Below are 25,645 nucleotides of genomic sequence, written 5' to 3'. Positions count from 1 at the left end.
GACTATTTTTTCGCGAGCGAAATTTCAATCGTCACTGGCGTTCCACGGGGAGGAATCTTGTCCTGATTGGCTTCAAACAGCAGGTTTCCTTCCCCTGACGCGGAACTCGCAATATTGACGTCAATGATTGCGGTCGGAAAATTCGCGACACAAATCAGGTCGCCACTTTCGGCATGATAATATTTCTCACCCGTCATTTCGTCGACTGAAAAACCACTGCCGGCAAAGATCCAGTCTGCCTTCATCAGACGAGGCTGAGTCTCTTTATAGAATTTATTGATTGCGTCCCGAAACTCAGCATCGCGCGTCATTGACAGAAAGTCATCCCGCTCTTTTTTCGTCATCTGGCCGAACCAGATCAGTTCCTTGTATTTCTCGTCATACCGGAGCTCGCTCTTTTTATCGATCACTACTCCTTCCGGCAGCTTCTCTAACTTGGCAGAAAAATACCGGTTTGTCGCCGTACGTACCCAACTCTGGGCTGGCTCGCGGTGTAACTTTCCCTCTTTATCCTTCCACTGCAGGTAGATATTCAGTTTTTGTCCCTGAGGTGGCTGAAACTTTGGTGAAAACCGAACTGGCGAACCGACTTTCGCCCCAATCGCCAGTAAGCCGGCATGAATGGCTTTCGCCGGTGAGTCAATGGAAAGAATCGATTCGTGCTCTTTGGTCTGCTTTTTACAACAGAGCATCTCCAGCACGCCTTCCTGTAGACAGACCTTTGTCTTTAACAGCAGCCGCTTGCCTTCCAGATCCAGCAGCACGGTCTTTTGTTTGTTCAAAGGGACCAGGCCTTCGTCACTTTTTTTGGTTTCCGTTTTGGAATCAGTACTGGTTTTCTCTGTTGTTTCTGACTTCGGTTTGACCGGATCCACGGCAGAAAGCACTTGCCCTGCCAGTAACACGACAGTCAAAGTGAAGAGTGATAAGAGAGAGAAAGTTTGCCGATTCATAAATTTGTCCCATGTCATTAAGGGTCTGGAAAGCCCATCTGTTCTATACTGTTATTTTAGGTACTTCGATTTAAAAGTCTGCCCTGATTCAATAAGTTTTATGAGATCGGACGGGAAGAGTTCAAATCAGCTAACCAGTCAACGTAATCGATCACGATCTGCTCCCGATTTGGCTCAAATTCGAGCGTATGACGCGCTTCGGGATAGTGAATCAGCTGTTTTTGATCGGCGGCAATCCGCTTGAAACAGGCCTCCGTCGCCGCATTATCAATAATTTGATCCCGCCCCGCCAACTGGAACAACGTCGGACAGGAAATCTGACCAACTGCCTCGTCGACCATTCGGTCCAACGCCCGGTTCGCCTGCAGAAACGAAACCGTCACATCGCGTAATGCCAACGAATCCGTTCTAATAAAGTCCTGATATGCGGCTTCGCCCGTAAATAACGCAGGATCATTTAACGGAATCTCAACCCGTTTTTGTTTAATCCCCAATTGCGCCGCCAGTTTCAATTGAAACTTCTGAATAGGGGTCGGCTTGACCTTTGCTTTAATACCAGGGTACAGCAGTGCCAAACCATCAATCAGGTCAGGTCGTTGTGCCGCGATAATCACAGCCAGCTTGCCTCCCCAGCTCATGGCCTGCAAAATAATCGGACGCGGTTGCTGCGAAAGTTTCTGCTGATAGCGAATGCGCGTCAGTAACTGCACCACATCCTGCACGAGACGTCGCCAGTGCACAACATGCCCGCGCTGATTCTGATTCAGCCCCGAACCACGGCGGTCAAAAAAACAGACGCGATATCCCGCATCGCAAAGTTGACCGCAGGAATAGTCATACCAGCCGGAATGACTTTGAATCCCGTGCAGCACAACCAGCGTTGCTCGCAGCGGCTCCTCGACAGGTGACCAGACGCGTCCCTGCAGAAGATAGTTATCAGACGCCACAAATTCCTCAATCGCGGGTTCGCTCATGAATTCAAACCAGCATCGTTTCTAACACACGGGCATAACAACCAAACGTCCCCTGATCGAACAACACAAACCGGACCAGTTCCAGCGGGGTGGATGATTCCAGTTTCAACGCCACCGTGCGCAGCGCCACCTCCGCCGCCAGATCTACCGGATAACGATAGACTCCCGTACTGATCGAAGGGAAAGCCAGACTGCGGCACTGATGTTTTTCCGCCAATGCGAGGCACGTTTCGTAAGCTGACTGCAACTGTTCACGTTCTTTTTTGCCACCCCCTTGCCAGATAGGCCCGACGGCGTGAAAGACATACTGGGCCGCCATATTCCCCGCAGAGGTCTCAACGGCACTTCCCGTGGGACATCCATCCGGATAACGCCGCTCTAGCTCTTCCAGAACTGCGGGGCCGCCGGCATCATGAATCGCACCGTCCACGCCTCCGCCGACCGCCAGCATTGAATTGGCTGCATTAACGATTGCATCCACTTCTTGACGGGTAATATCTCCCAGAACCAGCTCAATCCGCCCGGATCCAAACTGTACGATCATCGGTTTTCGATCTATGATATGAAAAATTCAACCACTCAGAACCAGACATTGGCCTGTTTCTCGCAGTATAAAATACGATAGACTTTGTTCAAAGAGCGAACTCACTACATTTCCCAGCAACGATTGCGAATTATTCTACCGTGATAAAAGTCAGCCTTCTCATTCCGACACTGGACCAGTCCGGCGCAGAAAAACAGCTTGCCTTGCTAGCCACCTCGTTACCCCGTGATGAATTTGAAGTACAGGTCATCGCACTCACACGGGGTGGCCCTTATGAAAACCTGCTTAAAGAACACAATATTCCGGTCACGATCCTGAATAAGCGTTTCAAATTTGATCCACTCGCCTACCGCGCGCTGAAGAAAACGTTACAGAAACAACAGCCTGATATTCTACATACCTGGCTGTTCGCTGCGAATTCCTATGGCAGAATGGCCGTCAAACGACTGGCTGCTTCACAGAAAATCCCCAAAGTGATCGTGTCCGAACGCTGCGTCGACTCCTGGAAAAGTAACTGGCAGCACAATGTCGACCGCCGTTTACTGCCTCAGACTTCACTCCTCGTCGGCAATTCGCAGGGAGTCGTTGATTTTTATCGCGAGAAAGGTGTTCCCAATTCCATTCTCCGCGTCGTCTGTAACGGCATTCCCATTCCCGACACCAGTGTTTGTGAAGCCACGCGAAATCAATTATTCCAGGAACACGATATTCCCGAAAATGCAAGGCTGATCGCCTTTGTGGGACGTCTCGCCAGACAGAAGCGGATCGAAGACCTGCTCTGGGCCTTACAACTGGTCCGGCAGATGGATGAAAATATTATTCTGCTCCTCGTCGGCGACGGTCCCGAACGGGCCAAACTCGAAGAACTAACGCGGCAATATACTATCACCCCCAATGTCCGCTTTCTCGGTCATCGGCCCGATGTCAATAAACTCTTTCCCCTCTTCGAGCTGTTTCTACTCGCCAGTGATTTCGAGGGGCAGTCGAACAGTATCATGGAAGCGATGTCGTACGGAATCCCCGTCGTTGCCAGCGACATACCGCCCAACCGTGAACTGGTGATCCACGGTGAAACCGGATTTTTGACGTCCGTCGGCGATTGCACCGGCTTTGCGCAATATACAGAGCGCATCCTGGCCGACCCGGAACTGGCAAAACAACTGGGAACTGCGGCACAAAAACGAATGCAAGAGGAATTCAGTGTCGATAAAATGGTAAAAGGGTACGCCACCCTTTATCATGAAGTGCTCAAATAATCTAAGCCGCTTTCTGCTGCCCAGAAACTTCAATCAGAATCTTCGATCAGAGATAGAACCTGTTTCATGTGTGGAATTACCGGAATCGCGTGGACCGCGCGGGAGAAAAACATTTCGCCTCGTATACTGCGGCGCATGACTGATGTGCTGTCACATCGAGGCCCCGATGATTCCGGCGGTTACCACTCGGACATGCCCGGCAAATCCTTTCTGCTGAACGATCCAAATACCACCGCCGATTTCCAGCCCGTATCCGACATTGGTGCGGCACTCGGACATCGTCGGCTTTCCATCATCGACCTGGGAACCGGTCACCAACCGTTGTCCAACGAAGACGGCTCCGTCTGGATCGCCTTCAACGGCGAAATTTACAACTACCAGGAATTACGTAAGGAGCTCATCCAGCAGGGGCACCAATTCAAAACCGAATCTGATACCGAAGTCATCGTGCATCTCTATGAAGAGCAGGGTGCCGCGTGCGTAGAACGTCTACGCGGCATGTTCGCGTTTGCCATCTGGGACGAACGCCGCCAGCGACTGTTTCTGGCACGCGACCGTATCGGACAGAAACCCCTTTTCTATCGCGAAACAGCCGACTCGCTCAGTTTCGCCAGTGAATTGAAATCATTACTGCAACTCCCGGACGCCGGCAGAACCGTCGATCCGCATGCCATCGATCTGTTTCTCGCCTATCAATATGTGCCACATCCCTGGTCCATTCTGAAAGGATATCAGAAACTCCCGCCAGCGCACCTCGCCATTTATGAAGAGGGGAAACTTACTGTCGAACGCTACTGGAAGCCGCCGTACGAGCACCCGGCTTCCAACCCGCAGTTTCCATTCAAAACATCCCAGCAATGGTCAGACGCACTCCGCGAAACACTCACTGAGTCCGTCAAAATTCGCATGCGCAGCGATGTCCCGTTAGGCGCCTTTCTTTCTGGCGGCATCGATTCCACGATCATCGCCGGCCTCATGCAGAGTATGTCTGATCGCCCCGTGCATACGTTTTCAATCGGCTTCCCCGTGAAACAATTCGATGAACGCAGCTACGCGCGGGAAGCCGCCAAGATGCTGGGAACCGACCATCACGAATATGTCGTGGAACCTGAGGCGCTGGAAATGCTGCCGCGACTTGCCTGGCATTACGACGAACCCTTCGCCGACAGCAGCGCCATTCCCACAATGTACCTCTCCCAGGTTACGCGGCAGGAAGTGACCGTCTCACTATCAGGAGACGGCGGCGACGAACTCTTCGCCGGCTACGATCGCTATCGCGCGGTCGCACTCTCCCAGTGGTTCGATCGCCTGCCGACCGTGATGAGAAAAATGATGACGGCTTCCATCTGGCAAAAACTTCCGGCGTCGGTCGAACAAAAATCATTCCGCCGCCGCGTCAAACGTTTTCTCGCGGGTCTCGCTGTTCCCCCGGAACGACGCTATCTGAAATGGGTCGGCATTTTTGACACCGAACGTCGGCACGAAATGTATGCGCCCGAATTCCGGGAACAGTTAAATACATTCGACGCCGATCAGTTTCTGCTGGACGCCTATCAGCTCTGTCCCGATCGTGATTTTGTCACCCGCACCACAGCCACCGATGTCCTGACGTATCTGCCCTGTGATATTCTGACGAAAGTCGACATCGCCAGCATGGCTCACAGCCTCGAATGCCGCAGCCCGTTTCTCGACCATCATGTCGCAGAACTCGCCGCAGCCATGCCCCTCAATCTCAAAATGCATAAAGGCCGAGGCAAACAAATTCTTACGGACACCTTTTCCGATCTGCTCCCCGAATCAATTCAGACGCGCAAAAAAATGGGCTTCGGCGTGCCTCTCAATCATTGGTTCCGCAATGAACTCAAACCGCTGTTGTTTGATGTACTCATGAGCCAGCGTGCCCGGGATCGACAGATTTTTAATCCCGCTGCCGTCGAACAACTCATCAGCGAGCATCTGAAATTGCAATGGGATCACAGCGCCCGCCTCTGGTCACTCCTCGTTTTGGAAATGTGGTTCCAGACCTTCCTCGATCCGGCATCCATTCCCGATCATTTCCCCGAAACCGTACTCACATAAACGGGTGACGACCATTCCCGGCAATTCATACTTGAGCTTTCTCTCTCCATCGGCGAAAATATCGACTGATGTTGATTAGTTGATTTCCCAGGATCATAACCCGCCTGATAGCCCGCCAAGATGAGTTGACAATGCCTTCCATTCTCCGCCTGCTGACACTGATGTTGTTCTTCGCTCCTGCAGTTCTCCTGGCTGGAGAACCAGATCAGGACACAAAGAAATACAACACCCAATACGAGGAATGGCCGCAATGGCGCGGCCCGCGCGGCGATGGAACCTGGAATGGTCCCCCGATCAAAACAGAGTGGCCCGAAGCGGGTTTGAAAAAAATCTGGGAGCAGGAAATCGGCGGCGGCTATGGCGGAATTACGGTTGCCAAACGCCGACTCTTTGTCATGGATCGGCCGGCGGCCTCGAATGAGGAACAGAAAAAGGCCGCGGGAATACACAGCCATCGGGTCAAACGCAAACCAGTGGAACGCGTTCTCTGTCTCGATGCGATCACCGGAAAACAACTTTGGGTCCATGATTATCCCTGTGATTACAATAAGCTCGATTACGGCAATGGACCGCGGGCCGCTCCCACAGTGCGGGATGATTTTGTCTTTACGCTGGGAACAATGGGTGATGCCTTCTGCCTTTCCGCAAAGACAGGCAAGGTCGTCTGGCACAAACAGCTTGTCAAAGACTTCGGCGGCAAAGTCCCGCAATGGGGTTACGCGGCCGCCCCATATCTCATAGGCGAACTCGTCATCCTGATGCCCGGCGGCAAAGAGCAGGGGACCGCGATCATCGCCCTCGATCGAACAACAGGTGAGGAACGCTGGCGTTCGATTAAAGATAGTGCCGGTTACGCAACACCACTCTTAATTCACCATCAGGGTCACGATCAACTCATCGTCTGGTCTCCCAATCATGTCCACAGTGTTGTCCCGCAAACCGGGAAACATCTCTGGTCGATCCCCTATAAGGTCACCTACGGTGTGGCGATTGCCAGTCCGATTGAAAAAGAGGGGCTGATCTTTGTCGCCGGTTACTGGGAAGGTTCCAAAGCCATTCAGCTCGGCAAACAACCCGAACAGGCTGAACTGAAATGGGAAGACCGCCGCACGCTACGCGGACTGATGTCCCAACCACTCTACCGCGATGGCTATGCTTATCTGCTGGACAAACAATTCGGTCTGACCTGCTTTGAATACGCCACCGGAAAAAAGATCTGGGATGATGACAACAAAATGACCCCTGGAAACAGCAGAAATCCACAGGCAACGCTCGTCTGGCTCAATCAGTCAGCGCGGGCTCTAATCCTCAATTCCGAGGGAGATCTGATTCTGGCCGAATTAACTCCTGAAGGCTACAAAGAACTAACCCGCACCAATCTGATCAGCGAGACCTGGGCACATCCGGCATATGCGGAAACCCGCATTTATGCACGCAGCAATACCAGATTAGTCGCTTATGAACTGCCAGTCGACAAAGCGATTGGTGAATCCCCATAAAAGCAAACAGGCTGACCTGTAAAGTTCTTTGCCAAGTCGATAAAATACCGCTTAGCGTGTCTCCGGTTTAATCGTGGCGCCTGGGTTGAGTCTGGCCTATGGTGAATTCGGGGGCGTGCTGGCGTTTCACGCGGGTCGCCTTGCGTTTTTACTCGACGCGAATATTTTATCTTATTCATTTTCATCTGAAACGTTTTACTTAATATGAATTCAACATCGGAAAACCAATCCGAGGATGCCGGTTCAGGGACCGAGTTATTAGGACCGGAAATCTGGAATTTACCTAATCTGATCACCCTTAGCCGCCTGGTGCTGTCGCTGGTCCTGTTTGTGATGATCTACCTGGAAGGCTGGTGGAAAACCTCCGCCGCCCTGTTCATTCTCGCCGCGGCAACAGACTTCCTGGACGGCTATTTCGCACGAAAATACAATCAGGTCACGACTCTGGGCCGTATCCTCGACCCGTTCGTGGATAAAATCATCATCTGCGGGGCGTTTATTTTTCTGCTGGAACGCGGTCCTGCAACCGGCATCAATGCCTGGTTTGTGCTGATTATCATCGGTCGCGAAATGTTTATCACCAGTCTACGCGGCTTTCTCGAACGTCATGGACGCGACTTCTCTGCCAGTTGGAGCGGAAAAATCAAAATGGGCGTTCAGTGCGTTGCCGTCGTTTTGAGTCTGCTCTCATTGAGTCTGGAATCTCCCTTTAATACATCTGCCTTTATCCTTCTCAGGGATATTTCGATCTGGTCGGCTGCTTTGATTACATTATACAGCGGCATCGATTACGTATTCCGAGCAGCCCAAATGCTTCGACAGGCACCGCTCCGATAAACATCATGCGAAAGTACTGAATTCGGACATCTGATTTCAAGAGATAGACCAGGATAGAAAATTCTCCGAAATCGACGGAAAATCCCACTCATTTTTGTCAATCTTGCAGTATAAAATACGAATATCCGATCATTCGACTCTCATTTTTTAGATCTGGACTTATGTCTGACGAAAATATCCCTCAACCGCCCTCTGACAATATCATTATTGTGCAGCCGAGCGACTACCAGACTGAGGCCAATGATTTTTCTCATACCAGGCCCGTTCAACCAGTTCCCGCACGCGTACCACGCAGTCGCGTTCCGCTGGTTCTGTTCATATTCACCTGTTTAAGTACGATGATCGTGGGCGGCTCGAATCATCAACCCTTTATTCCCACTCCCCATGGTTTTTGGGATCTGTACGGTTTCATTCAACACGTTGGCTGGTCCACTTTTCTCACTAATGGATTTTCGTACGCCGGCCCGGTCATGCTGATTCTACTGTCCCATGAAATGGGGCACTACCTGCAATCAAAGCGTTATCATATCCCCGCTACGCGACCGCTGTTTATCCCCATGCCCATCAGTCCCTTTGGTACGATGGGCGCTGTGATCCTGCAACGGGGCGGCATCGCAAACCGCAAACAGATGTTCGACATCGCCGTCTCCGGACCGCTTGCCGGGCTCGTCTTCGCCATTCCGTTTGCCTATTGGGGCGTGCTGAATTCTGAAGTCATCACTGTTACCAACCAGGCGGGAACATACAGCTATGGAGAGCCTTTAATCCTGCAATGGATGGTTGAACTGGTCCACGGACCACTGGCAGAAAATCAGGATGTGCTGCTGAACCCCATGCTGTTCGCCGGCTGGGTCGGCATCTTCATCACCGCCTTAAACCTGCTCCCCATAGGCCAACTCGACGGAGGCCACATTCTTTACACCATGCTCGGCCCAAAAGCGAATCTCATCGCGCGACTGTTTCTGAGCGTGGGGATCATCTATATGATCTATTCCAACGATTACGGCTACTCATTGATCATCCTGTTGCTGGTCTTCTTCGGCATCACACACCCGCCGACCGCCGATGATTCCGTTCCGCTCGGCCCCATGCGAATTCTGATTGGCTGCCTGACCCTGGCTTTTTTCGTCATCGGGTTCACGATCACGCCAATCATTATTCATTAAATCAGTTGTGGTGAAGTGAACGCAGACCTATTTGATCTTCTCCAGGATCTGCTCTGCACGAAAGACAATTTCCAGGTCCTTATTTTTCGTCGCTTTTTGCAGTTGAACCTGGGCGGCTTTCCCGTATTCTTCAAGTTTTTTCTGCGCTTCATTCCGCTTCTCCCACTTGGGATCACCAAGCTGCACAATCAGTTGATCAATGCGTTTGAGCAATGCTGGGTCCGCATCCAACAGAATCACAATCGCCGTCCTGCGTACGACATCAGGAAAAGGCGTAATCTCCAATGGCAGGATTTTGTCGAGATAGCTTTCATCCATACAATAGACGATCGTCGCCTGATCTTCGCGGAACGCATGCTGTCCCAGAATTTTCAGGACATGTGTAATTTCAGGCTGTCCTAAATCCAGTGTCTCTAGCTTTTTCTCCCATTCCGCCAACACCTGTTCCCGCGAAAGAGGCGCTGCACTCTGGAACGGCACATCAACTGGTGGGGCCTTCCGGAGCGACGGAGTCGCTGATTTCTCTGCCGCTTTGGCTGCCGGAACGCTCACACTTGGCAAGACTCCTACTTCTTTTAACTTATTCCCCAAAGCCGCCAACTGCTTCGCTTTTTCTTTCGCCTGTTCCACTTTCGCTTTCTTCGTCAGGCTTTCATCCGATAAGGGGTCGCCTTTTTTAGTGCTCGCAGCTTCAGTTGGCTTGGCAACAGGCTTTTTTTCTGTTTTTTCAGGGCTGGGAACCAGGTCAACCGTCGCCAGTCTCCAGTCCGTTTTCTTGTCAGTCGGTTGCACCACCGTTACATTTTTGAGTGGAAACGCTTCTTGATTCTGAATTTGAAATCCGTCTTTCGTATGGCTCAATGTGATGCGCGGCGTATGATTGAGTTCCACATCATACAAAATAAAACGTTCGCATTTATCAATCCCTTTTACAAACAGGCGGTCCGCGGTTTGCAAATGGCTGAGCCAGTGCGACTCTGGAATCTGCATACTAAGCGTGTTCTCTTTTGATAAATTCTGAGCGCGCCAGTAGATCCGCTTTGATTGAATCCGTGCTGTAGGCCAATGTGACAAAAAGCGGCCGGAAGGAAATTCCACCAGCACATCAATATCTTTTACAGGCGGCCCTTCGAAGGTGATTAACCCCAGCGGGGCAGGCTGATCACTTTCACTTGCATCCGCACTCAACCTGCGCGACAACATATAGCCGGGCGTTGTCGAACGAAACAGGGCCGCATCGTTCAGCTTCTTGCCATGCGCTGAAACCAGAAATACGCTGACATCCCGCACGATCAAACGAGGCGCTGTTGGATCCTTTTGCTCTCCCGCGGTCAGATCGGGCATAAAAAACAGACCAACGAGACAACAGGCAAACACCAAGAGACTGCTGAGACGCCCGCGGAACCGCCCTGGGAAAATTGCATTCTGTTGAAATTGAGATCGACGTTGTCTTGTCATAGCAGAACCAAACCAATTCATATTACTTATCTTCATTCCGTTTTATTCGCCGTCAGTTCTTTTGGTGCGGCTCGAATCAATCGGGGATTGCCCCAGACAAAACGGTCGCCCACATCCTGACCTTTTCCAAAATCCACAATCAGAGTCAACGTCTGGCAACCTGTGACATCCAGATCTAAAGGTGCCTGCTTGGTCGTACTGGTAAATTCCGGTTGTTCATAAAGTGTTTTCCCGTCCGCAACGACTTTTACAGCCACGTTGCCAAGCTGTCCCGTTTCTGCTTGCAGCCCGGGAACCGTATAAAATTTTTCAAAATTCTTGTCTAGCGTATAAACCAGTTCTGTTTTCGAATGCACGCACAGCCCCTTCGAAAAGACCTGAGTCCCCACCTTGAGAGGTTTGCCGGCAAAAGACTGATTGACCCGATACGGATACAGCTGATTAAAAAAAGGAACTTGTGTCACCGTCTCAGGAGTCAGTTCGGTCAGCGCAACGGATCGGGCATTAACCGTTTTCACGGTCGCCAGATAGTCTCGTCTGAGTGTCAGTGATCCCCCCCAAGGCATCTTGACTAACACGGACGCTCCTTGATCTAACTGCACTTCACCTGGAATATGAGTGCCACCAATCAGCCCGACCAGACTCTGTAACGCCATGTTTGACTTTGTCTTGATACGCTTTTTATGTAGCACCAGACCTACCACACGATCCAGGTTCACTTCCCGTTGTTGTCCCTGATATTGAAACAGCAGACTGGTTTCATTCATCCCTACGACTTCACCAGTCACCCGCTGAATATTTCCGTCTTTTGTCGAAACATAGGCAGAATCTTCTGTCGCAGGCTCTCCCTTCCGATCCGGCTGTTTTGCTTTTTTCGGATCGGTCTGAATCTTCCATATTTCATGGAGCGATTCTGGTTTTAACGAGACCTCAACCGTTTTTTCAGCCGCCAGTATACTGAAGACAGCGCGCTCCTGATTCCACTCCTTGATATTTCCCAGGAGTTCACCCTGTTGTGAAAATGTCACTCGCCAGCCTGATTTTTGAATTGGCTTTGCCTGTTTGTACAGTTCCCGAGGGTAAGCCCCCACAAATAACTTGAATTTGCTGTTCTTATCTGTCTCGACTGAAAACGTATACTCTCCATCCCGCGGAATTTTGATGACACCTTCATACACAATCCCAAAATAGATCGCGCTTCTGCGGGTCAGCATCGCCAAACGAGGACTCGTCCCATATTTCTTGACGGGAATATATTTCAATTCATAAATGGAATTGACTTCCTGCGGTGGACTCCATTCCATCAATCGATAGGCAACCGCGCTTTCAGGTTTCTTGAGATTGATCGGCAACCGGTAGCCCTCTTTATCAACCTTATATTCCTGGGATGAAATCGCACGGACTTCTGTATTGACGCGAAACAACATCTCTTTCGGAATTTCAGCACTCTTCATGCTCGGACCCGAAAGAGTAATCTTCAGCTTAGCCAGTCCCGTCGTGTGATAGTAGGGGAATGAGAAACGATGAAACCCCTTCCGTAGTTTCACCTTGCCGGTTCGTGGGCCCGTCGCATAACTGGCCTTCTCTCCGTCGATCACGAGCTGACTTAAGTCCTGTGATAATGTCGGGGGAATAAACTGATACGAAGTCACATCAAACAGACTGACTTTCTGCGAAGTCTTGCCGGTTTGAATCGTCATCACGTTCGAGTCAATCGCACGAATTGTCCCTGTGATTTTTTTGCCGTCATACAGCGTGACCTCATCCGCGAAATTCACAGCGCAAACCAGCAGACTCAGTCCGCAGATCATCGCAGAGAGAAAAAACGTTCGTGTTGTGACAGCCATCTTCAAATGCTTCATCTTATTTTTGTTTCTCAGAAGTTGTTTGATTCTTTTCCACGCCTTGATTGCGGGCTAAACGACGAAAATAGTCAGCCAGAATATCTTCATACCCGGGAGGAAATCCTTCCGTACGAGACTGCAGAATTTTCTCGCGCTGCTTGGGGGTCAGGTCAGCCCAGTTGCGGCCTTTTTTGTCCGGTGCCCGTAATTTCCCCTGACCGCCGGGACCTTTTCCCAGTGTCGACTGATTCGCGGCCCGGGTCGGATTCCCACCTGCTGCTCCGCCTCCACTCTTACACTGCTTTTCCAGCATCTCCACCAGCAGATCCAGCCGCGAAATGATCCGTGGCTGTGTTGTTTTGACCGGTTGCTTCGTTTGTCCTTGATCAAAATCCGTAATGACGGACTTCACATCGGTCTGAATATTTTTAAACGGATCTTCCAGCCACGCGTCATCACGGATCATCGACAAATGATCTTTCTTTCCTGGAACTGTGATCGGTGCACCTTTCCCCGGCACAGCCTGAGGCTTGACGGCTTCAATGGCACTTTCCTTTGCCGGCGAGGCTTCCGTTTCTGCCCCATTGACGTGCTGTATGAGCAGCCCCGAAAGAATCTCTCCACAGGCAATCAAAACCAGAAATACGATTAGCATCGGTATTTTAAATGAGATACGTTTCATTATTCCCCTCCTGTCAGACAATCAGGACAGGTCATACTGTGTAACCGGGCGGTGATCGTATCGATCTCTCTTTGTCGCGTCGTCAGTAAATTAATCCGTTCCTGCAACGCCGTTTCCGAGATCTGCTTTTTATCGATCTGCTGATCTAATCTCTCTGTCCGTTGATGTACCGAATACTGCATCCAACGCAGCATTTTGACTTCGGCCAGCAATTTATTCCGATTACCTTTACAACCTTTACATTGACCGCCCCCTTGTTTATTCGAAGGCCGCGACGCTTCGATCATCGCATCCAATAGCGCCTGCAGATCTTTTTCAATCTGCCGTTGATCGTTGATCATCTCTTTGTCGGCTTTACTGTGCAGCAATCCTTCATTGACAAATTCCATCTGTTCCTGAACGGCTCCCAGTGCGATCGGCAGTACCAGGCTGAACTGAGTCAATTCACAAAGCTCAATCGCTTCCATACAGAGACCGATGATTTTTTCTTCCGACACCGACAAGCGTCTGACCGCTGCCAATGCCTGTTTCTGCTTCTGTGCCACACGGTCCTGCAGTTTGGTCGTCACATCTCGAATCTGCTTCTGCTGTGTGATCATATCCTGCAACTGGTCCATCACCCGCTGACGCACCAATGCCTCGACTTCACTGCGAAGCTGATCTTCCAGTTTTTTCGTTTCCAGCTGCGCTTTGCTGAGTTGCTCGATCGCTTTTTTCTGGTTCTTGGAGGCGGGCTTCGGCTTGGATGCTCCCAGGCTTTTGCAAGCGCCCCCCATACATTTACCGGCTCCCGCCAGCGAATTGCAGATCCCCTTGGAACCGGCGCCAAACTCGCGCAACTGCTGTTCCAGATTTTCAGCCGATTTCTGATTGCGTTGTTCGCTCGTTTCCAGTGCCTTCAGCTCTTCTTTGTTTCCTTCTTTCTTTTGCTGGTCCAGCGTACTGGAAAGCTGCAGCTCTTCCTTTTTGAGCAACTTATTCAAGGTCTCGCGCGAGTTAATCAGTTTCCGCAGTTGCTCCAGCTTCAGCTCCAGACCAATATCTGCTGTCAACAACAGTTTTTTCAACTCTTCCAGCAGGACCAGAATTTCTTTCTGTTCCTTGTTGGCCTGATCCAGCTTCAGATTGTCCAGCATCTTTGAAGCTTCGCCCATCCGGTCCAAAATCAGCTGTTCGCGTGCTTTGCGCAAGCCTAACAAGAGCCGTGCCGCATCTTCAGGCTGCGATTCCTGAATCAGTTTCGACAGCCGAAACATGCGTTCTTCCAGTTCCTGCATGTGGGCTTTGGCTTTGTCCTGCTCGAACTGAATCCGTTTTTGAGGCGCAATCTTCTCCGCTGATTTGCCTGCTTCTTTCGAGACAGTCTCTGTTTTATCTGCGGCATTCGCCGATAAGAGCAGTGTTGAACAGGCCACGAAGAACGCGAGTCCCATCACAGTCACGATTTGCCTTTTGTGCATTTCCCTCACCTCCATAACAGGGGGTCATTGAAACCAACGGCTGGTTTCACAAATTAATTATCGAAAATGGAATCGACCTGTTTCTTCTTAAGTTCTTCGGTCTTTTCTTTGACGAGTTGTTCTAATTTAATCACGGCGTTCAATTGGTTCACGACATCAATAAAGCTGTCCCACTGTGCCATGTTATTTAAGATTTTATCTAACGACTCCAATATCTGATCCTGACGCGATGTAATCTGCTCCATCGGGTCAGGGGACTCACTTCGTAATGTTTCCAGTGACTGCCTTTGCTGCTCCATTTCCCGCTGATGCAGACTTTCCAAAGGCTTGAGTACAGATTGTTCGATCAACTGGTATGTCTCTTCCCCTCCCAGTTTGTTCAATTTCATTTCTTCCACAGAGCCATTCAACGCATGGCTGACCTGCCCCACTTCGCGGCGGACCAGTTGATGTTGCCGCATCCACTCCGCCGCCTGTTCCAGACTCGTCGCCTGTTTTAAATTGTCTCTTAGCTGCTCTGCCTGATCCCGAGCTTTTCGTAAACGGGAACGCAGTTGTTGTTGTCGCAGTAGAATTTCACGAAACAGCTCTTCCGGTTTCACCACTCGAAAGACAAGTTGCCGTGAACTTGTTTTCTGAATTCCGGTATAACAATTATCTTCCGCATGGCTCTGAAACGTGATCACCGCGCCCGGCTTCAATTTCATCTCTGCAATCGAAACCTGTTGTTCGTCATCAATCACCGTCTCCACCGCGGGATCAGCGGGGCCATACACAGGGTATTTTTGTTGGTGCTCTGTTTTCGTGGGCGTCTTATTATCTGTCTTTTTCCCTTCCTGCTCATCTGGCTTGGATTCCGCCTCGGGTTTCTCTTTTGACTCGGTTCCGGAGAAAGGCAGCATTGATGTCATGCCCACCAGTCGAACCCCAAAATCATCACGGGCAATAATGGAAAACGGAATCGTCGCTTCGGGGGTAATTCGTTGCCGTACTCCTGAATAACGAAAACTCAATCGTGGACTACGATCCGGCTGCACACCGATTGATACAGGTCGGGGATGCGAATTAATTTCATGTTCTGCAGAGTGCAACGTCAGCTTGAAACTGACTGGCTTTTCATGCGTCCACGTTGTTTGAAAATGCGTATCATCTGTACTCTCCCATTGTAACGAAACGTCCTCAGAATCAACGTCAATCTGGCGGACTTTGACATTTGTCGTTAATTCCAGTGTGACTTCCGATTGAGGTAACAGCCTCACATTTCCCTCACTGGCAGAAAAATGTGACACAAATGGTTCTGACAGACGAGGATGCGTCGCTTTGATCTTCAAATCCGTAATCCGCGGACGATCAATGGGAACAATCTCAAACGACTCGGTCGCGGCATCGCCGCCCCAGGCATAGGCTTTCAGCGGTAACTGCAGAGGAGGCATTTCATACCGGAAATCACCGGCCTGAAAACGGTTCATCGTGATTGTTTCGCTCTCGCCGTCTTCGCTTTGCAGATGCAGCCACACGCTTTCCGTAGTTTCTTCTTCATCTTCCGCTTGCACCTGCAATGTCGCGGTTTCACCACGTGGAATGATCCACTGTCCCTCCTGAAGCCCCACCACCGTTAACTGGGTATTTCGCGGCCAGGGTTCATTCGAACCGAGCAACCATCGCTGTGTCCAGAGCCGCGCCGCATCAGGCAGCGCGACCACAATACAGACCGGAATCAAAATCGCAGCCAGTAGCGCCAGCAAACAGTACTTGGTATGCCGGGAATCAATCGATTCCTGGAATGGAAATTGACTGAGTCGCTGATAGTTTTCCTGTACCGCCCGCTTTATCATCGGTTCGGATTGTTTTGCTTCCGCGAGATGTATCGGCAGCTGTAACACGCTGGCGACACGCGGCGCAATCGCCTGTCCTGGTTCAACCTGCTTCGATTGATCGATTAAATTCGCAATTTCAATCGGCGTTAGTGAAACACGCAGAGGCAGATAGACATACTGATAGATCAGATAACCAACCACACCAACGCCCAACAGCAGATACAGTCCCCGCGCCACCAGGCTCAGTTCCAGCCACCAGTCGAACAGCAGTGACAAACAGCCCAGCCCCAACAGCGCCAACAAGATGCGGGCCGTCGCTTCGAGCAGTGTATGCCGGCGCAACGCACTCCCCACGGTTTCCAGTTTCCCGGAAATCGCGTTTTGCAATGCTTCGAACTCATTCGTCTGCTGAACGCGGGACATAAACAATTCACTCCAGTGACACGTCATAGCCGCTGTTAAATCAGGCGGCACCACTTCCTCAGAATCCACTCGGAAACCAGTAAACCAAAAATTAAGATATAAAATATCGGGGCATCCCAGATTTCCTGACGCTCTTCCAGTAAACGGGAAACCTGTTTAATTTTGAACGCATTGACGATTTCGTCTGCTTCCGAAATCTGATACACGCGGCCTCCCGTGGAAACCGCCATCGTCTGCAAAAACGCTTCATCCAGAGCCGGGTTTTCCAGCTCCTTGTTCGGAAATTCCACTTTGATCGGCAACGTCGCCGCTTTGACCGACGCACCGGCGGCTTCATCGCCTAACCAGACACGCACAAAATACGTTCCCGGTTGGGAAACCGGAAATGTTGTGGAAAAGTCACCGACTTTATTGCCGGCGGTCAACGTTAACGGAATTGGCTGATCGTCACCACGTTCTACTTCGCCATACAAACGCTGCAAACCCGACTCCATCTGTGATTCATCCAGAAAACGGGCCACGATCTTTGCCTGTCCCCCCGGCTGATAGGTCGCCTGGGGTGTGGAAAGCCGAAACGGATAATTTCCGCCTAACTGTTTACTGCGACCGGCACGATCAACCACACGCGCCCAGAAGCCATCAAAAAACTGCTCATCCATATAACGCCAGCGATAGGTACTGTCGAAACCGATAAAGATCGACCAGCCGGGTCCCACACGTTGTGACGCAATCAATACTTCCTGACCATATTCATTTCGCATCCGAGGATCTGCGTGCACCGCAAGCACCGTCGCCCCCGGCTTGGCTTTTGTGACCGGAAAATGCCAGAACATTCCAGGTAGATTCTCTAAAGCACGCTCATTCGCCTGCCGATCACTGGAAAAGGTAAAAATCGGATCCTGAAACCCCTGATCGGTCACATCCAGCTTCCAGGGAGAACGAGCACTCAAGCGAATTTGTACCTGCGACCGGAACAAGCCCGGTTCCCGGATCACAGGCAGCAGATTCAACCAACTGAGTGAAGGATCGGACTGACGATCGAACATCTGGGCCGTCTGCATTTCGCCGGCAATATACACCAGACCGCCACCTGCTTTGGTAACGAAGTTCGTCAACAAGTCAGGGAAGTTCACCGGCCACTGTGTCGGATCGGGATCGTACAAAATTACGCAGTCGTAATCATTCAACTCTTCCTGGGTCACCGGCAGGCGACGGATCGGTAAATCGCCCGGATGCTCATACGTCTTATCTGCAGCCATCAACCAGGAGGAGAGATTAATCTGTCGATCACGGAGAAACGTATTGCGCAGGAACTGCACTTCAGGAAACGTGGAACCGGCAATGAACAGCACATTCAATCGCTGACGGATCACGCGGACTTCAGCCGAGGCCAGATTATCATCCTGAGAAATTTCCGGACCGGTATTCATTAGTTTTGCACGAAACTCCAGCTTACCAGTTTTCGTTTCGCTGAATTGATATGTTTTGGGCTGTAACTGACCATCCAGATTCAGCACGATCTCTTCGCGTGCAAATTCCTGCCAGGGTCCGCCGTTGCGGCGTTGTTCAATCAGCAATGTCGCCGACTCGGCCTGCATGCCACGTGACTCAATATGCACGGTCAGTTCATTCGTATCTTGCACAAATACCACCGGGCTGGCTTCCAGTTGGCTGATCGCAGCGTTCCGCGGTCCATCGGTGGTTCCCACTCCGACCGTTACGAGAGGCACACCTTCATCGGATAACATCTGCAACACTTCTTCAGGCGGTTCCCCCGCCGTCGACTGACCATCGCTGATCAGCAACACTCCTGAGAGCGGCATTCCTGTATACGACAGCAGCGCCTGACGCAGCGAACTGGCAATCGCCGTCCCAGTACCGCCGGTCTTCCATTCTTCAGACAGCTTCAGTGATTCCGGATCAAACTTGTCCGAAAAGCCATGCAGGTGCACCGTCCGAGTGCCGTCAGCCGCAAGATCTTTGATAAATGGTTCATTGACTAGTTTCTGTGCCAGTTGCATCCGGTTCATTTGACGCAGCGCATCGGTATTGGCGGACATCCCTAGTTTCTGGGAGACGTCGATTGCCTTCTCTTCATCTTTCCAGGCATCTTTCAAGGACATCGAAAGCGAAGTATCGAGCAGGACCAGCAGATGCGAAGGAATCTTTTCTTCTTTACTCAGCACCAGAATCGGCTCCAGCAGCATCGCCACCACCAGCAGCAGGATCGAAATCCGAATCGCATACAACAGATAGCGACGTCCAGCGGGAACCTGTTGTGCATCCCGTTTGTAAAGCCACCAGCCACCAGCAACGAGCACTAGAATCCCGGCAATCAACAGCAGCATCCAGTCGCCCGTCGGCATCCCCACCCATTGCGCAGACCAGTGGCCGCCTTCGGTCCAGGACGAAGATTGAACGCCAAACAGGATTTCCAGAAACCTATTCAATTTCGAATCTCTCTATTTACCGCCGCCGACCAATCCAGGTCGCCAGCATACTTTCTGATATTAAACATCCCAGTAACACTATAGCCAAATAGCGCCACAGCTCGGTCCCATCTGTGGACAGGTCCATTTCTTTCCCCTGGTAGCGAATCAGTTTTAAAGGCATGCGTCCCAAAAACTGCTGCAGTGCCTGCTCATTCAGTTTTTTCTGCAGTGAATCTTCTACATTCGCGTTAATCGCAAATTTCTGTGACTGATCACCCAGCTGTGTATCCTGCCACGACGCTTCCACCACTCCCGCAAAGCGAATCGGGGGAGAGCTTAGCATCGTTTTTGTTTCATTGATTGATCCAAAGGTGATCTCACGCGGACTGAGCTCCCGATCCAGCCAGATCAATTCGCCTGATTGTGGCGCGGTGATTGTTTCGAGTTCAAAGTGAATCGGCTCGCCAGCGATTAAGTTCTCGCCACGCTGAATTTCCGCAGCGATCTCCTGTGCCGCGACGCGCATCGCCAGTACAAAACTCGCTTCCGCCGGCCAGTCACTCCAGCTTTTGTCTGCGGTAACGGTCCAGAACAACACACGTCCCTCCCCAAAGCGCTTCTCCAGCACCGCCGGCGACTGCTGCGCATCATTCCACCGTGCCAGCACACGTACCTGCTGCTGATCTGCGTTGGGATCCAGCACCACATCCGCAAAGCGACGAGGCCGGACCCGGCTCAACAGTTCCGGTGTGAGCCCTTTCAGCATCTCAATCGGCGAATCGGTAATCGGTTCGATTACCAGCCCTTGTGACGATAAATCTTTAATCTGATGGATCCGGGCGGGAAGGAGACCTTTGCCCCCTTTAAAAAGCCGCTCGTTATACAGTTCCAGATCACATTGATCGCCGGCAAAAATCATCAGCCCGGTTCCCAGAGAAACCAGTTCTTCGAGCTCTTTAACCCGTTCCTTCGACAATTGATCCACGTTTGCCAGCACAATCAAATCGGGAGCCGTCAGCAGTTGCGTCTTCCAGGTCGAACTTTCCGCCTGCGTGACCTGCCAGTTGGAATTCCCGGCGGAGAGTGCCAACGCCAGAAAGTCGGTCTCACTCTCAAAGGGATTCAACCCTGGCTCCCCATCCACCAACACCACATCCACCATTTGACGCACATTGATAATTTTATGCTGAATATTGTCTTCCAGAAGTTGATCGGCGGGAATACTTAATGAAACCACATGCTGCCCCGCCTGATCAAAGCGCACACTCACAGGAACATTGACGGTTTTCTCAGCCGGAATTTCCGGGAGGGTCACTGGCGTCACGTTCCCGTCAACGGTCAGCAACGCCTGCCCCGACTTCAACGGTTCGCCCCCCGCATTTTCAATCACCGCCGTCAATTTGACTTCCTGATCCACCAACGCAATCCGGCTGTCCAGTTCGAGCGAATGCAAAACCCGATTGCCCGCAGGTTCTTCTCCGATATCGATGAACCGTACGGTGACTTGCTCTTGCGACCAACGGTCAAACAGATCGCGAACTTCCACCGTCCAACCCGCCGCCCACAAATCAGTGACGATGATGACTTCTTTGACGGGAAACGTTGATTCACGTAATTGTCGGTCAATATCTTCCAATGTCGAAATCCAATGGCTGGCCATCTGACAGTTGGACAATTCATTGATCCGCGCGATCAATTTATTGCGTTCATTCTCTACCAGATGACTCATCCTTACCAGAGGCTGTGCCGGATTCGAAGCCAATACGACGGAAACCGAATCTTGGGGACCCAGTTGATTCAGCACCTGCCGGGCCGCATTTTTGGCCCGTTCAAACGCCGGCTGTTCGCCCGTCTGGTAGGACATACTCAAAGAATCATCAATCACAATCACCCGGCTGGCGCGACCTTCGACCGCCAGGAATCCCGCGAGATTCGTACCGGAACTGATCGGACGGGCGACAGCCAAAAACAGCGCCAGCACCGCCAGCGTTCTGATTGCCAGCAGTAACCACTGTTCCAACCTCAACCGACGTTTGTTCGTTTTCAACGTCAGTTTGAGATATTCCATCGGCGCCCAGTCCACGCGAATAAACCGTCGTCGGTTTAACAGGTGGATGATGATGGGAGCCGAAGCTAACACGGTTCCCGTCAATAACAGGGGGGCCAGAAATTGCATATAGGATCTCGAAATTCTCTTTCCGTCTTTGTGTTGTTTATTGATCAGGGGCAGGGGAGTTTGCAGTCACACTTTCTGTTTTATTATCATCACCAGACTGACTGCCCAAGGACGACATCCTTCCCCGGTGCGTTTTCGCGCCAGCAAACTGACGGTTATGCAAATAACTACTCAAGACGCCCCCCAGATTTTCGTCGGTCATAATCTGCAGATAATCAATGCCGCAATACTGACACCGCTGACGCGTTTCCTGGATGAACTCTTCCATCGCCGCCTGATATGCCTTATGAAAGGCCCAGGGTTCTGCGAAGATTTCTTCCTCGCCTTCGATGTCTTTGAAGATCACGGAATCTTTAAACTGCATCTCGACTTCATCGCGATGCAGTATATGCCCGACGATAATTTCATGGCCGGCGTGCTGCAGTTTTCCCAGTGCTTCATAAAAGGGATCAAGGGGCGTCAGCAGATCGGAAAGTACAACCACAACTCCGCGCCGGTGAATCTGATCGGCGACTTGCGATACTGCCGGCCCAATATCCGTTTCTCCCTGCAGTTCAACCTGCTGCAAAACTTCGATGAACTTTGCCAGATGCGAGGGTGTACTTCCGGTTCGCAAATCCTGCTGCACCCGATCATTCAGAATCGCCAGCCCGACAGCGTCTCTCTGTTTTAGCAAAACCGCAGACATCGAAACCGCAATTGAGGCCGCACAATCGAATTTGGAAAATGCGGGCCCACCATAGGCCATTGACTTTGAAGAATCGACGATAAACACCGCTCGCAGATTCGACTCTTCTTCAAAACGTTTGATATAAAATCGGTCCGACCGCGCGTACGCTTTCCAGTCCAGATTTTTCAAGTCATCGCCGGGCGTGTAACTGCGATAGTCGGCAAATTCCGGAGACAAGCCATGCAGGGGACTCCGATGCAAGCCCGCTATCGAACCTTCTACCGGCTGCCGTGCTTTGAAACCAATTCCTGCGATCCGCCCGACAATCTCAGGATTTAAGTATTCTTTCATACTGTCCATCCTTTCCTGCCGCACTCTGATGTAATGGGGTTTCTTCGATCAGTTTTTCGATCACGGTATCCGCAGTCTGACCTTCCGACTCGGCGTTGTAAGACAGCACAATGCGATGCCGCAAAACAGACTTCGCGACCGCCTGCAAGTCTTCCACAGTGACTTCCGGCCGTCCATACAGAGCGGCTCGAGCTTTACCTGCCAGAATCAGTGACTGACCGCCACGCGGGCCCGCGCCCCAGAGAACCCAGCGGTTGATAAATTCGGGAGCGTCATCACTATCGCGTCGCGTAGCACGAATTAAGTCCATTGTGTAATCCACCAGAAAATCGCTGATCGGCACGCGCCGGACCAGATGTTGCAGCTCCAGCACTTCTTCTCCTGTCAACGTTGATTCAGGTTCGATCTGATCATCGCCGGTCACGGTTTTGTAGATCAGCCGCTCTTCATCACGCGTCGGATATTTGACGATGATCTTCATCAGAAAGCGGTCCAGTTGCGCTTCTGGCAGAGGATATGTCCCTTCCTGTTCAATCGGATTCTGTGTTGCCAGCACAAAGAAGGGGCGGGGGAGTTGGTAGTGTTTGGTCCCCGCAGAAATGTTCTTTTCCTGCATCCCCTGGAGCAAAGCAGCCTGCGTTTTCGGTGGCGTCCGGTTGATTTCATCCGCCAAAAGCAGATTGGTAAAGATGGGACCTTCGATGAATTTGAACTCACGCGTCCCTGACTGCCGATCTTCATAAATGACATCGGTTCCCGTAATATCTGCGGGCATCAGGTCGGGAGTAAACTGAATCCGGCCAAAATCCAGCGAAAGGCTTTTGGCCAGTGTCGAAACCAGTAACGTCTTCGCCAGCCCGGGCACCCCTTCCAGAATACAATGCCCGCCTGCTAAAATACTGACCAGCAACTGCTCGACGACATCGTCCTGACCAATCACCACGGTGCGAATCTGTTCGCGAATTCGTTCCTGGGCCGCTCTCAATTTTTCCAAAGCTGCCATATCTGGGGCTGTTTTGATCTCTGACAAGATTCACTCCTCGTTCTACCCGCTTATTCGGCCGGTTACTATCGTTAGAAATTCATCGTTGATAAATCGGTAAATACTTGTAAGGCAGTTGCATGACAATGAGCGCCACGCTGGTCCCGAACACCGGTCCCACTCCGTCACCGTTCCAGCTTCCATTTGACGTCTGAGATTTAATCAAACTGTCCCGCTGGCCGGGAAAGTACGCATTCCAGTAGTCATCGCCTGCCTGATAAAACGCCTGCGCGGCGTAAAGGTTCAAATAAAAATAGTGCCCCGACTGAAACCCGTTTTTGCGGTTCTTAAACTGTCCGTAAACGTATTCCATACATTCTTCCGCCAGGGGAGATTCATATTCGCCCGCGGAGTACAGACAGGTAATCGCCGCCGCAGAAATCGGTAAGCGGGTATCATTTCCTGAATGATACGAATAGCGAATGCCGCCTTCCGGGGTCTGACAGAGTTCCAGATAACGAACGGCATTTTGAATCGTCCCCTTGGGGACAGTAAAACCGGCATTATGCGCGGCACGGAGCCCCTGCATTTGCGTCACGGTGACGCTCCCTTCATCACCTCCGCCGGGGGTGTAGATCCAGCCTCCCAGAGGACTCTGTCCCGATGAGGTTAACTGAATTCCATTTTTGACGACTTTTGCGATCCGTGCCCGCACCTTGGCATCGGTCTCCATGCCGAAGACACTGGAAAGGAAGAGCAGCGAGAACCCGTGCCCGTACATCGGACGTCCGTTTTCCGAACCGGCGGCGATCAGGCCGTTATCCTGTGCCTGACTCAACACATATTCCGTCGCTTTCCGCACCTGATCGGCATACGGACCGCGACTGGGCGTATTTCCGTTTGCGAGAAACGCGATCCCTGCCAATGATGTCATCGACACAGGGTAGGTACTCCCATCCTGGGTCGACTGAAAACTGCCTGAAGCGGTCTGCTGTTTGGCCAGATAATCCAGGCCGCGCTGAATTGATTTCACGGCAGTCGGCGTCATATGCCTGGGCAGAATTTCTTCCCCACTCACCATATGCGGAAAGCAAAGCGAAAACACGCACACAAAACAGAATGTCGACTGTCGATAATTTTTCATTTGACGCCCGTCATTTTTCGAAAAAGTCTCACTCGATTGCAAAGGTTACTTTCACGACTGCGGAAATGGGAACCGGCTTAAACAGGGTTGAAGGTTGCTCATCGCTCTCCTTCTCACTGGCGTTGGTGGTGCCTTGCGTGATTCCGTAGTTATAGACGACAGTTGACCCCCCTCTGGGAGTGCTCCCCTGTCCGTTGATCGAAGTCACTTTTCCCAGTTTGACTCCTGTCAATTGCGCCAGTTTCTCAGCCTGTGCCTTCGCATTCTCGATCGCCTTCTGGTAAGCAGCTTCTTTCAATTTTTGCACATTGGTGACCTTAAAGGTCGCCATGGTATTCCGGGCTTTGGAAGGATTATAAACTCCGGGAACTGAGGGTGTGGTATCATTACCAATCACAACGCCGGCATCTTTACCTGAATCGACGATACGTACAATGGTTTCCAGCAATTCCTGCGTGCTGAGTTTATCGATGCCCGTCAAGCGGAGCTTCAGCGTTTCCGAAACAGAGAGCTTCTGTGACGCCGTATTATTCACAGCCATGCCCTGCATCATGGCCTGCATCTGGCTGGCATTCAGCGAGGAATAAAGCGACATCCCGTCTTCCACGATGACCAGACCCGGAATCTTCAAATTCTTGAACGCGGTTTCGGCGCGGCGACGATTCCCATGAAATTTGGTAACCGCATCTCCGGCCAGTTGCCCCTGGCCAATCACCATTCCGGTGAGCTCTACAACGGATGGTTTGGCTTCCACGCTTCCGACTCCGACTACAGTAATGCCTTCTCCCTCTGCAGCAGAGACCGAACTCGCTCCCCAGCAAACGACCAGCGCCAAAGGGAGCAGAAAGAAACGTTGAATCAGATAGGCTAGACCACTCATACTAAATTCCATATTCCT

General features: G+C 51.3%; 19 protein-coding genes. 5 read left to right on the top strand and 14 right to left on the bottom strand.

Annotation, left to right across the window (positions count from 1 at the left end; translation table 11 throughout):
- Positions 1-2: 2 nt before the first annotated feature.
- From Enr17x_RS14385 to Enr17x_RS14375, 3 genes are all read right to left on the bottom strand, one after another.
- On the bottom strand, positions 3-953 hold the full coding sequence (locus Enr17x_RS14385; protein WP_145309838.1) for a YdjY domain-containing protein: 951 nt from the start codon (positions 951-953) through the stop codon (positions 3-5).
- A gap of 98 nt (positions 954-1,051) precedes the next feature.
- Positions 1,052-1,927, bottom strand: a complete 876-nt coding sequence (locus Enr17x_RS14380; RefSeq protein ID WP_145309836.1) for an alpha/beta fold hydrolase — start codon at positions 1,925-1,927, stop codon at positions 1,052-1,054.
- A 4-nt stretch (positions 1,928-1,931) separates the two neighbouring features.
- A complete protein-coding gene (locus tag Enr17x_RS14375) occupies positions 1,932-2,471 on the bottom strand; it encodes a macro domain-containing protein (RefSeq protein ID WP_145309834.1) in 540 nt (179 codons plus the stop codon).
- A 140-nt stretch (positions 2,472-2,611) separates the two neighbouring features.
- Between Enr17x_RS14375 and Enr17x_RS14370 the strand changes: the two genes are divergently transcribed.
- From Enr17x_RS14370 to Enr17x_RS14350, 5 genes are all read left to right on the top strand, one after another.
- Positions 2,612-3,727: a glycosyltransferase gene (locus Enr17x_RS14370; RefSeq protein ID WP_232101053.1), complete on the top strand. Its 1,116-nt coding sequence runs from the start codon at positions 2,612-2,614 to the stop codon at positions 3,725-3,727.
- A 66-nt stretch (positions 3,728-3,793) separates the two neighbouring features.
- Positions 3,794-5,806 carry an asparagine synthase (glutamine-hydrolyzing) gene (gene asnB / locus Enr17x_RS14365; protein ID WP_145309830.1) on the top strand — a complete coding sequence of 671 codons (2,013 nt, stop codon included), beginning with the start codon at positions 3,794-3,796 and terminating at the stop codon, positions 5,804-5,806.
- A gap of 131 nt (positions 5,807-5,937) precedes the next feature.
- Positions 5,938-7,305 (top strand): PQQ-binding-like beta-propeller repeat protein, encoded by a 1,368-nt coding sequence (locus Enr17x_RS14360; protein WP_145309828.1) that lies wholly within the window; start codon positions 5,938-5,940, stop codon positions 7,303-7,305.
- 204 nt (positions 7,306-7,509) lie between these two features.
- Positions 7,510-8,142, top strand: a complete 633-nt coding sequence (gene pgsA, locus Enr17x_RS14355; protein ID WP_145309826.1) for a CDP-diacylglycerol--glycerol-3-phosphate 3-phosphatidyltransferase — start codon at positions 7,510-7,512, stop codon at positions 8,140-8,142.
- A 161-nt stretch (positions 8,143-8,303) separates the two neighbouring features.
- Complete coding sequence (locus Enr17x_RS14350) at positions 8,304-9,308, top strand: site-2 protease family protein (RefSeq protein WP_145309824.1); 1,005 nt, start codon at positions 8,304-8,306, stop codon at positions 9,306-9,308.
- Positions 9,309-9,335: 27 nt separating this feature from the next.
- Here Enr17x_RS14350 and Enr17x_RS14345 read toward each other — a convergent pair whose 3' ends face one another.
- The 11 genes from Enr17x_RS14345 to Enr17x_RS14295 form a co-directional block, all read right to left on the bottom strand.
- Positions 9,336-10,787 (bottom strand): hypothetical protein, encoded by a 1,452-nt coding sequence (locus Enr17x_RS14345; RefSeq protein ID WP_198001155.1) that lies wholly within the window; start codon positions 10,785-10,787, stop codon positions 9,336-9,338.
- Positions 10,788-10,798: 11 nt separating this feature from the next.
- Positions 10,799-12,613 carry an NPCBM/NEW2 domain-containing protein gene (locus Enr17x_RS14340; RefSeq protein ID WP_198001154.1) on the bottom strand — a complete coding sequence of 605 codons (1,815 nt, stop codon included), beginning with the start codon at positions 12,611-12,613 and terminating at the stop codon, positions 10,799-10,801.
- A gap of 16 nt (positions 12,614-12,629) precedes the next feature.
- On the bottom strand, positions 12,630-13,292 hold the full coding sequence (locus Enr17x_RS14335; protein WP_145309819.1) for an OadG family protein: 663 nt from the start codon (positions 13,290-13,292) through the stop codon (positions 12,630-12,632).
- Positions 13,292-14,752 (bottom strand): hypothetical protein, encoded by a 1,461-nt coding sequence (locus tag Enr17x_RS14330; protein WP_145309817.1) that lies wholly within the window; start codon positions 14,750-14,752, stop codon positions 13,292-13,294. Before Enr17x_RS14330 ends, Enr17x_RS14335 begins: the two co-directional genes overlap by 1 nt.
- Positions 14,753-14,805: 53 nt before the next feature.
- Positions 14,806-16,992, bottom strand: coding sequence for a hypothetical protein (locus tag Enr17x_RS14325; protein WP_145309815.1), 2,187 nt, complete (start codon positions 16,990-16,992; stop codon positions 14,806-14,808).
- A gap of 35 nt (positions 16,993-17,027) precedes the next feature.
- The gene (locus Enr17x_RS14320) at positions 17,028-19,442 is read right to left on the bottom strand and encodes a vWA domain-containing protein (RefSeq protein WP_145309813.1); all 2,415 of its coding nucleotides are present in this window, start codon (positions 19,440-19,442) and stop codon (positions 17,028-17,030) included.
- A 16-nt stretch (positions 19,443-19,458) separates the two neighbouring features.
- On the bottom strand, positions 19,459-21,600 hold the full coding sequence (locus Enr17x_RS14315; protein WP_145309811.1) for a BatA domain-containing protein: 2,142 nt from the start codon (positions 21,598-21,600) through the stop codon (positions 19,459-19,461).
- A 37-nt stretch (positions 21,601-21,637) separates the two neighbouring features.
- On the bottom strand, positions 21,638-22,621 hold the full coding sequence (locus tag Enr17x_RS14310) for a DUF58 domain-containing protein (protein ID WP_145309809.1): 984 nt from the start codon (positions 22,619-22,621) through the stop codon (positions 21,638-21,640).
- Positions 22,599-23,624 carry an AAA family ATPase gene (locus tag Enr17x_RS14305; RefSeq protein ID WP_145314022.1) on the bottom strand — a complete coding sequence of 342 codons (1,026 nt, stop codon included), beginning with the start codon at positions 23,622-23,624 and terminating at the stop codon, positions 22,599-22,601. The genes Enr17x_RS14310 and Enr17x_RS14305 overlap by 23 nt, the downstream gene beginning before the upstream one ends.
- 79 nt (positions 23,625-23,703) lie before the next feature.
- Positions 23,704-24,747 (bottom strand): prenyltransferase/squalene oxidase repeat-containing protein, encoded by a 1,044-nt coding sequence (locus Enr17x_RS14300; protein WP_145309807.1) that lies wholly within the window; start codon positions 24,745-24,747, stop codon positions 23,704-23,706.
- Between the two features lie 28 nt (positions 24,748-24,775).
- On the bottom strand, positions 24,776-25,627 hold the full coding sequence (locus Enr17x_RS14295; protein ID WP_198001153.1) for an SIMPL domain-containing protein: 852 nt from the start codon (positions 25,625-25,627) through the stop codon (positions 24,776-24,778).
- Positions 25,628-25,645 lie beyond the last annotated feature (18 nt).

Origin of the sequence: Gimesia fumaroli, assembly GCF_007754425.1 — a bacterium.
GTDB classification, from domain to species: Bacteria; Planctomycetota; Planctomycetia; order Planctomycetales; family Planctomycetaceae; genus Gimesia; species Gimesia fumaroli.
Note: the sequence above shows the minus strand (reverse complement) of the source record. Positions and strands in the feature narration are given on the sequence as shown.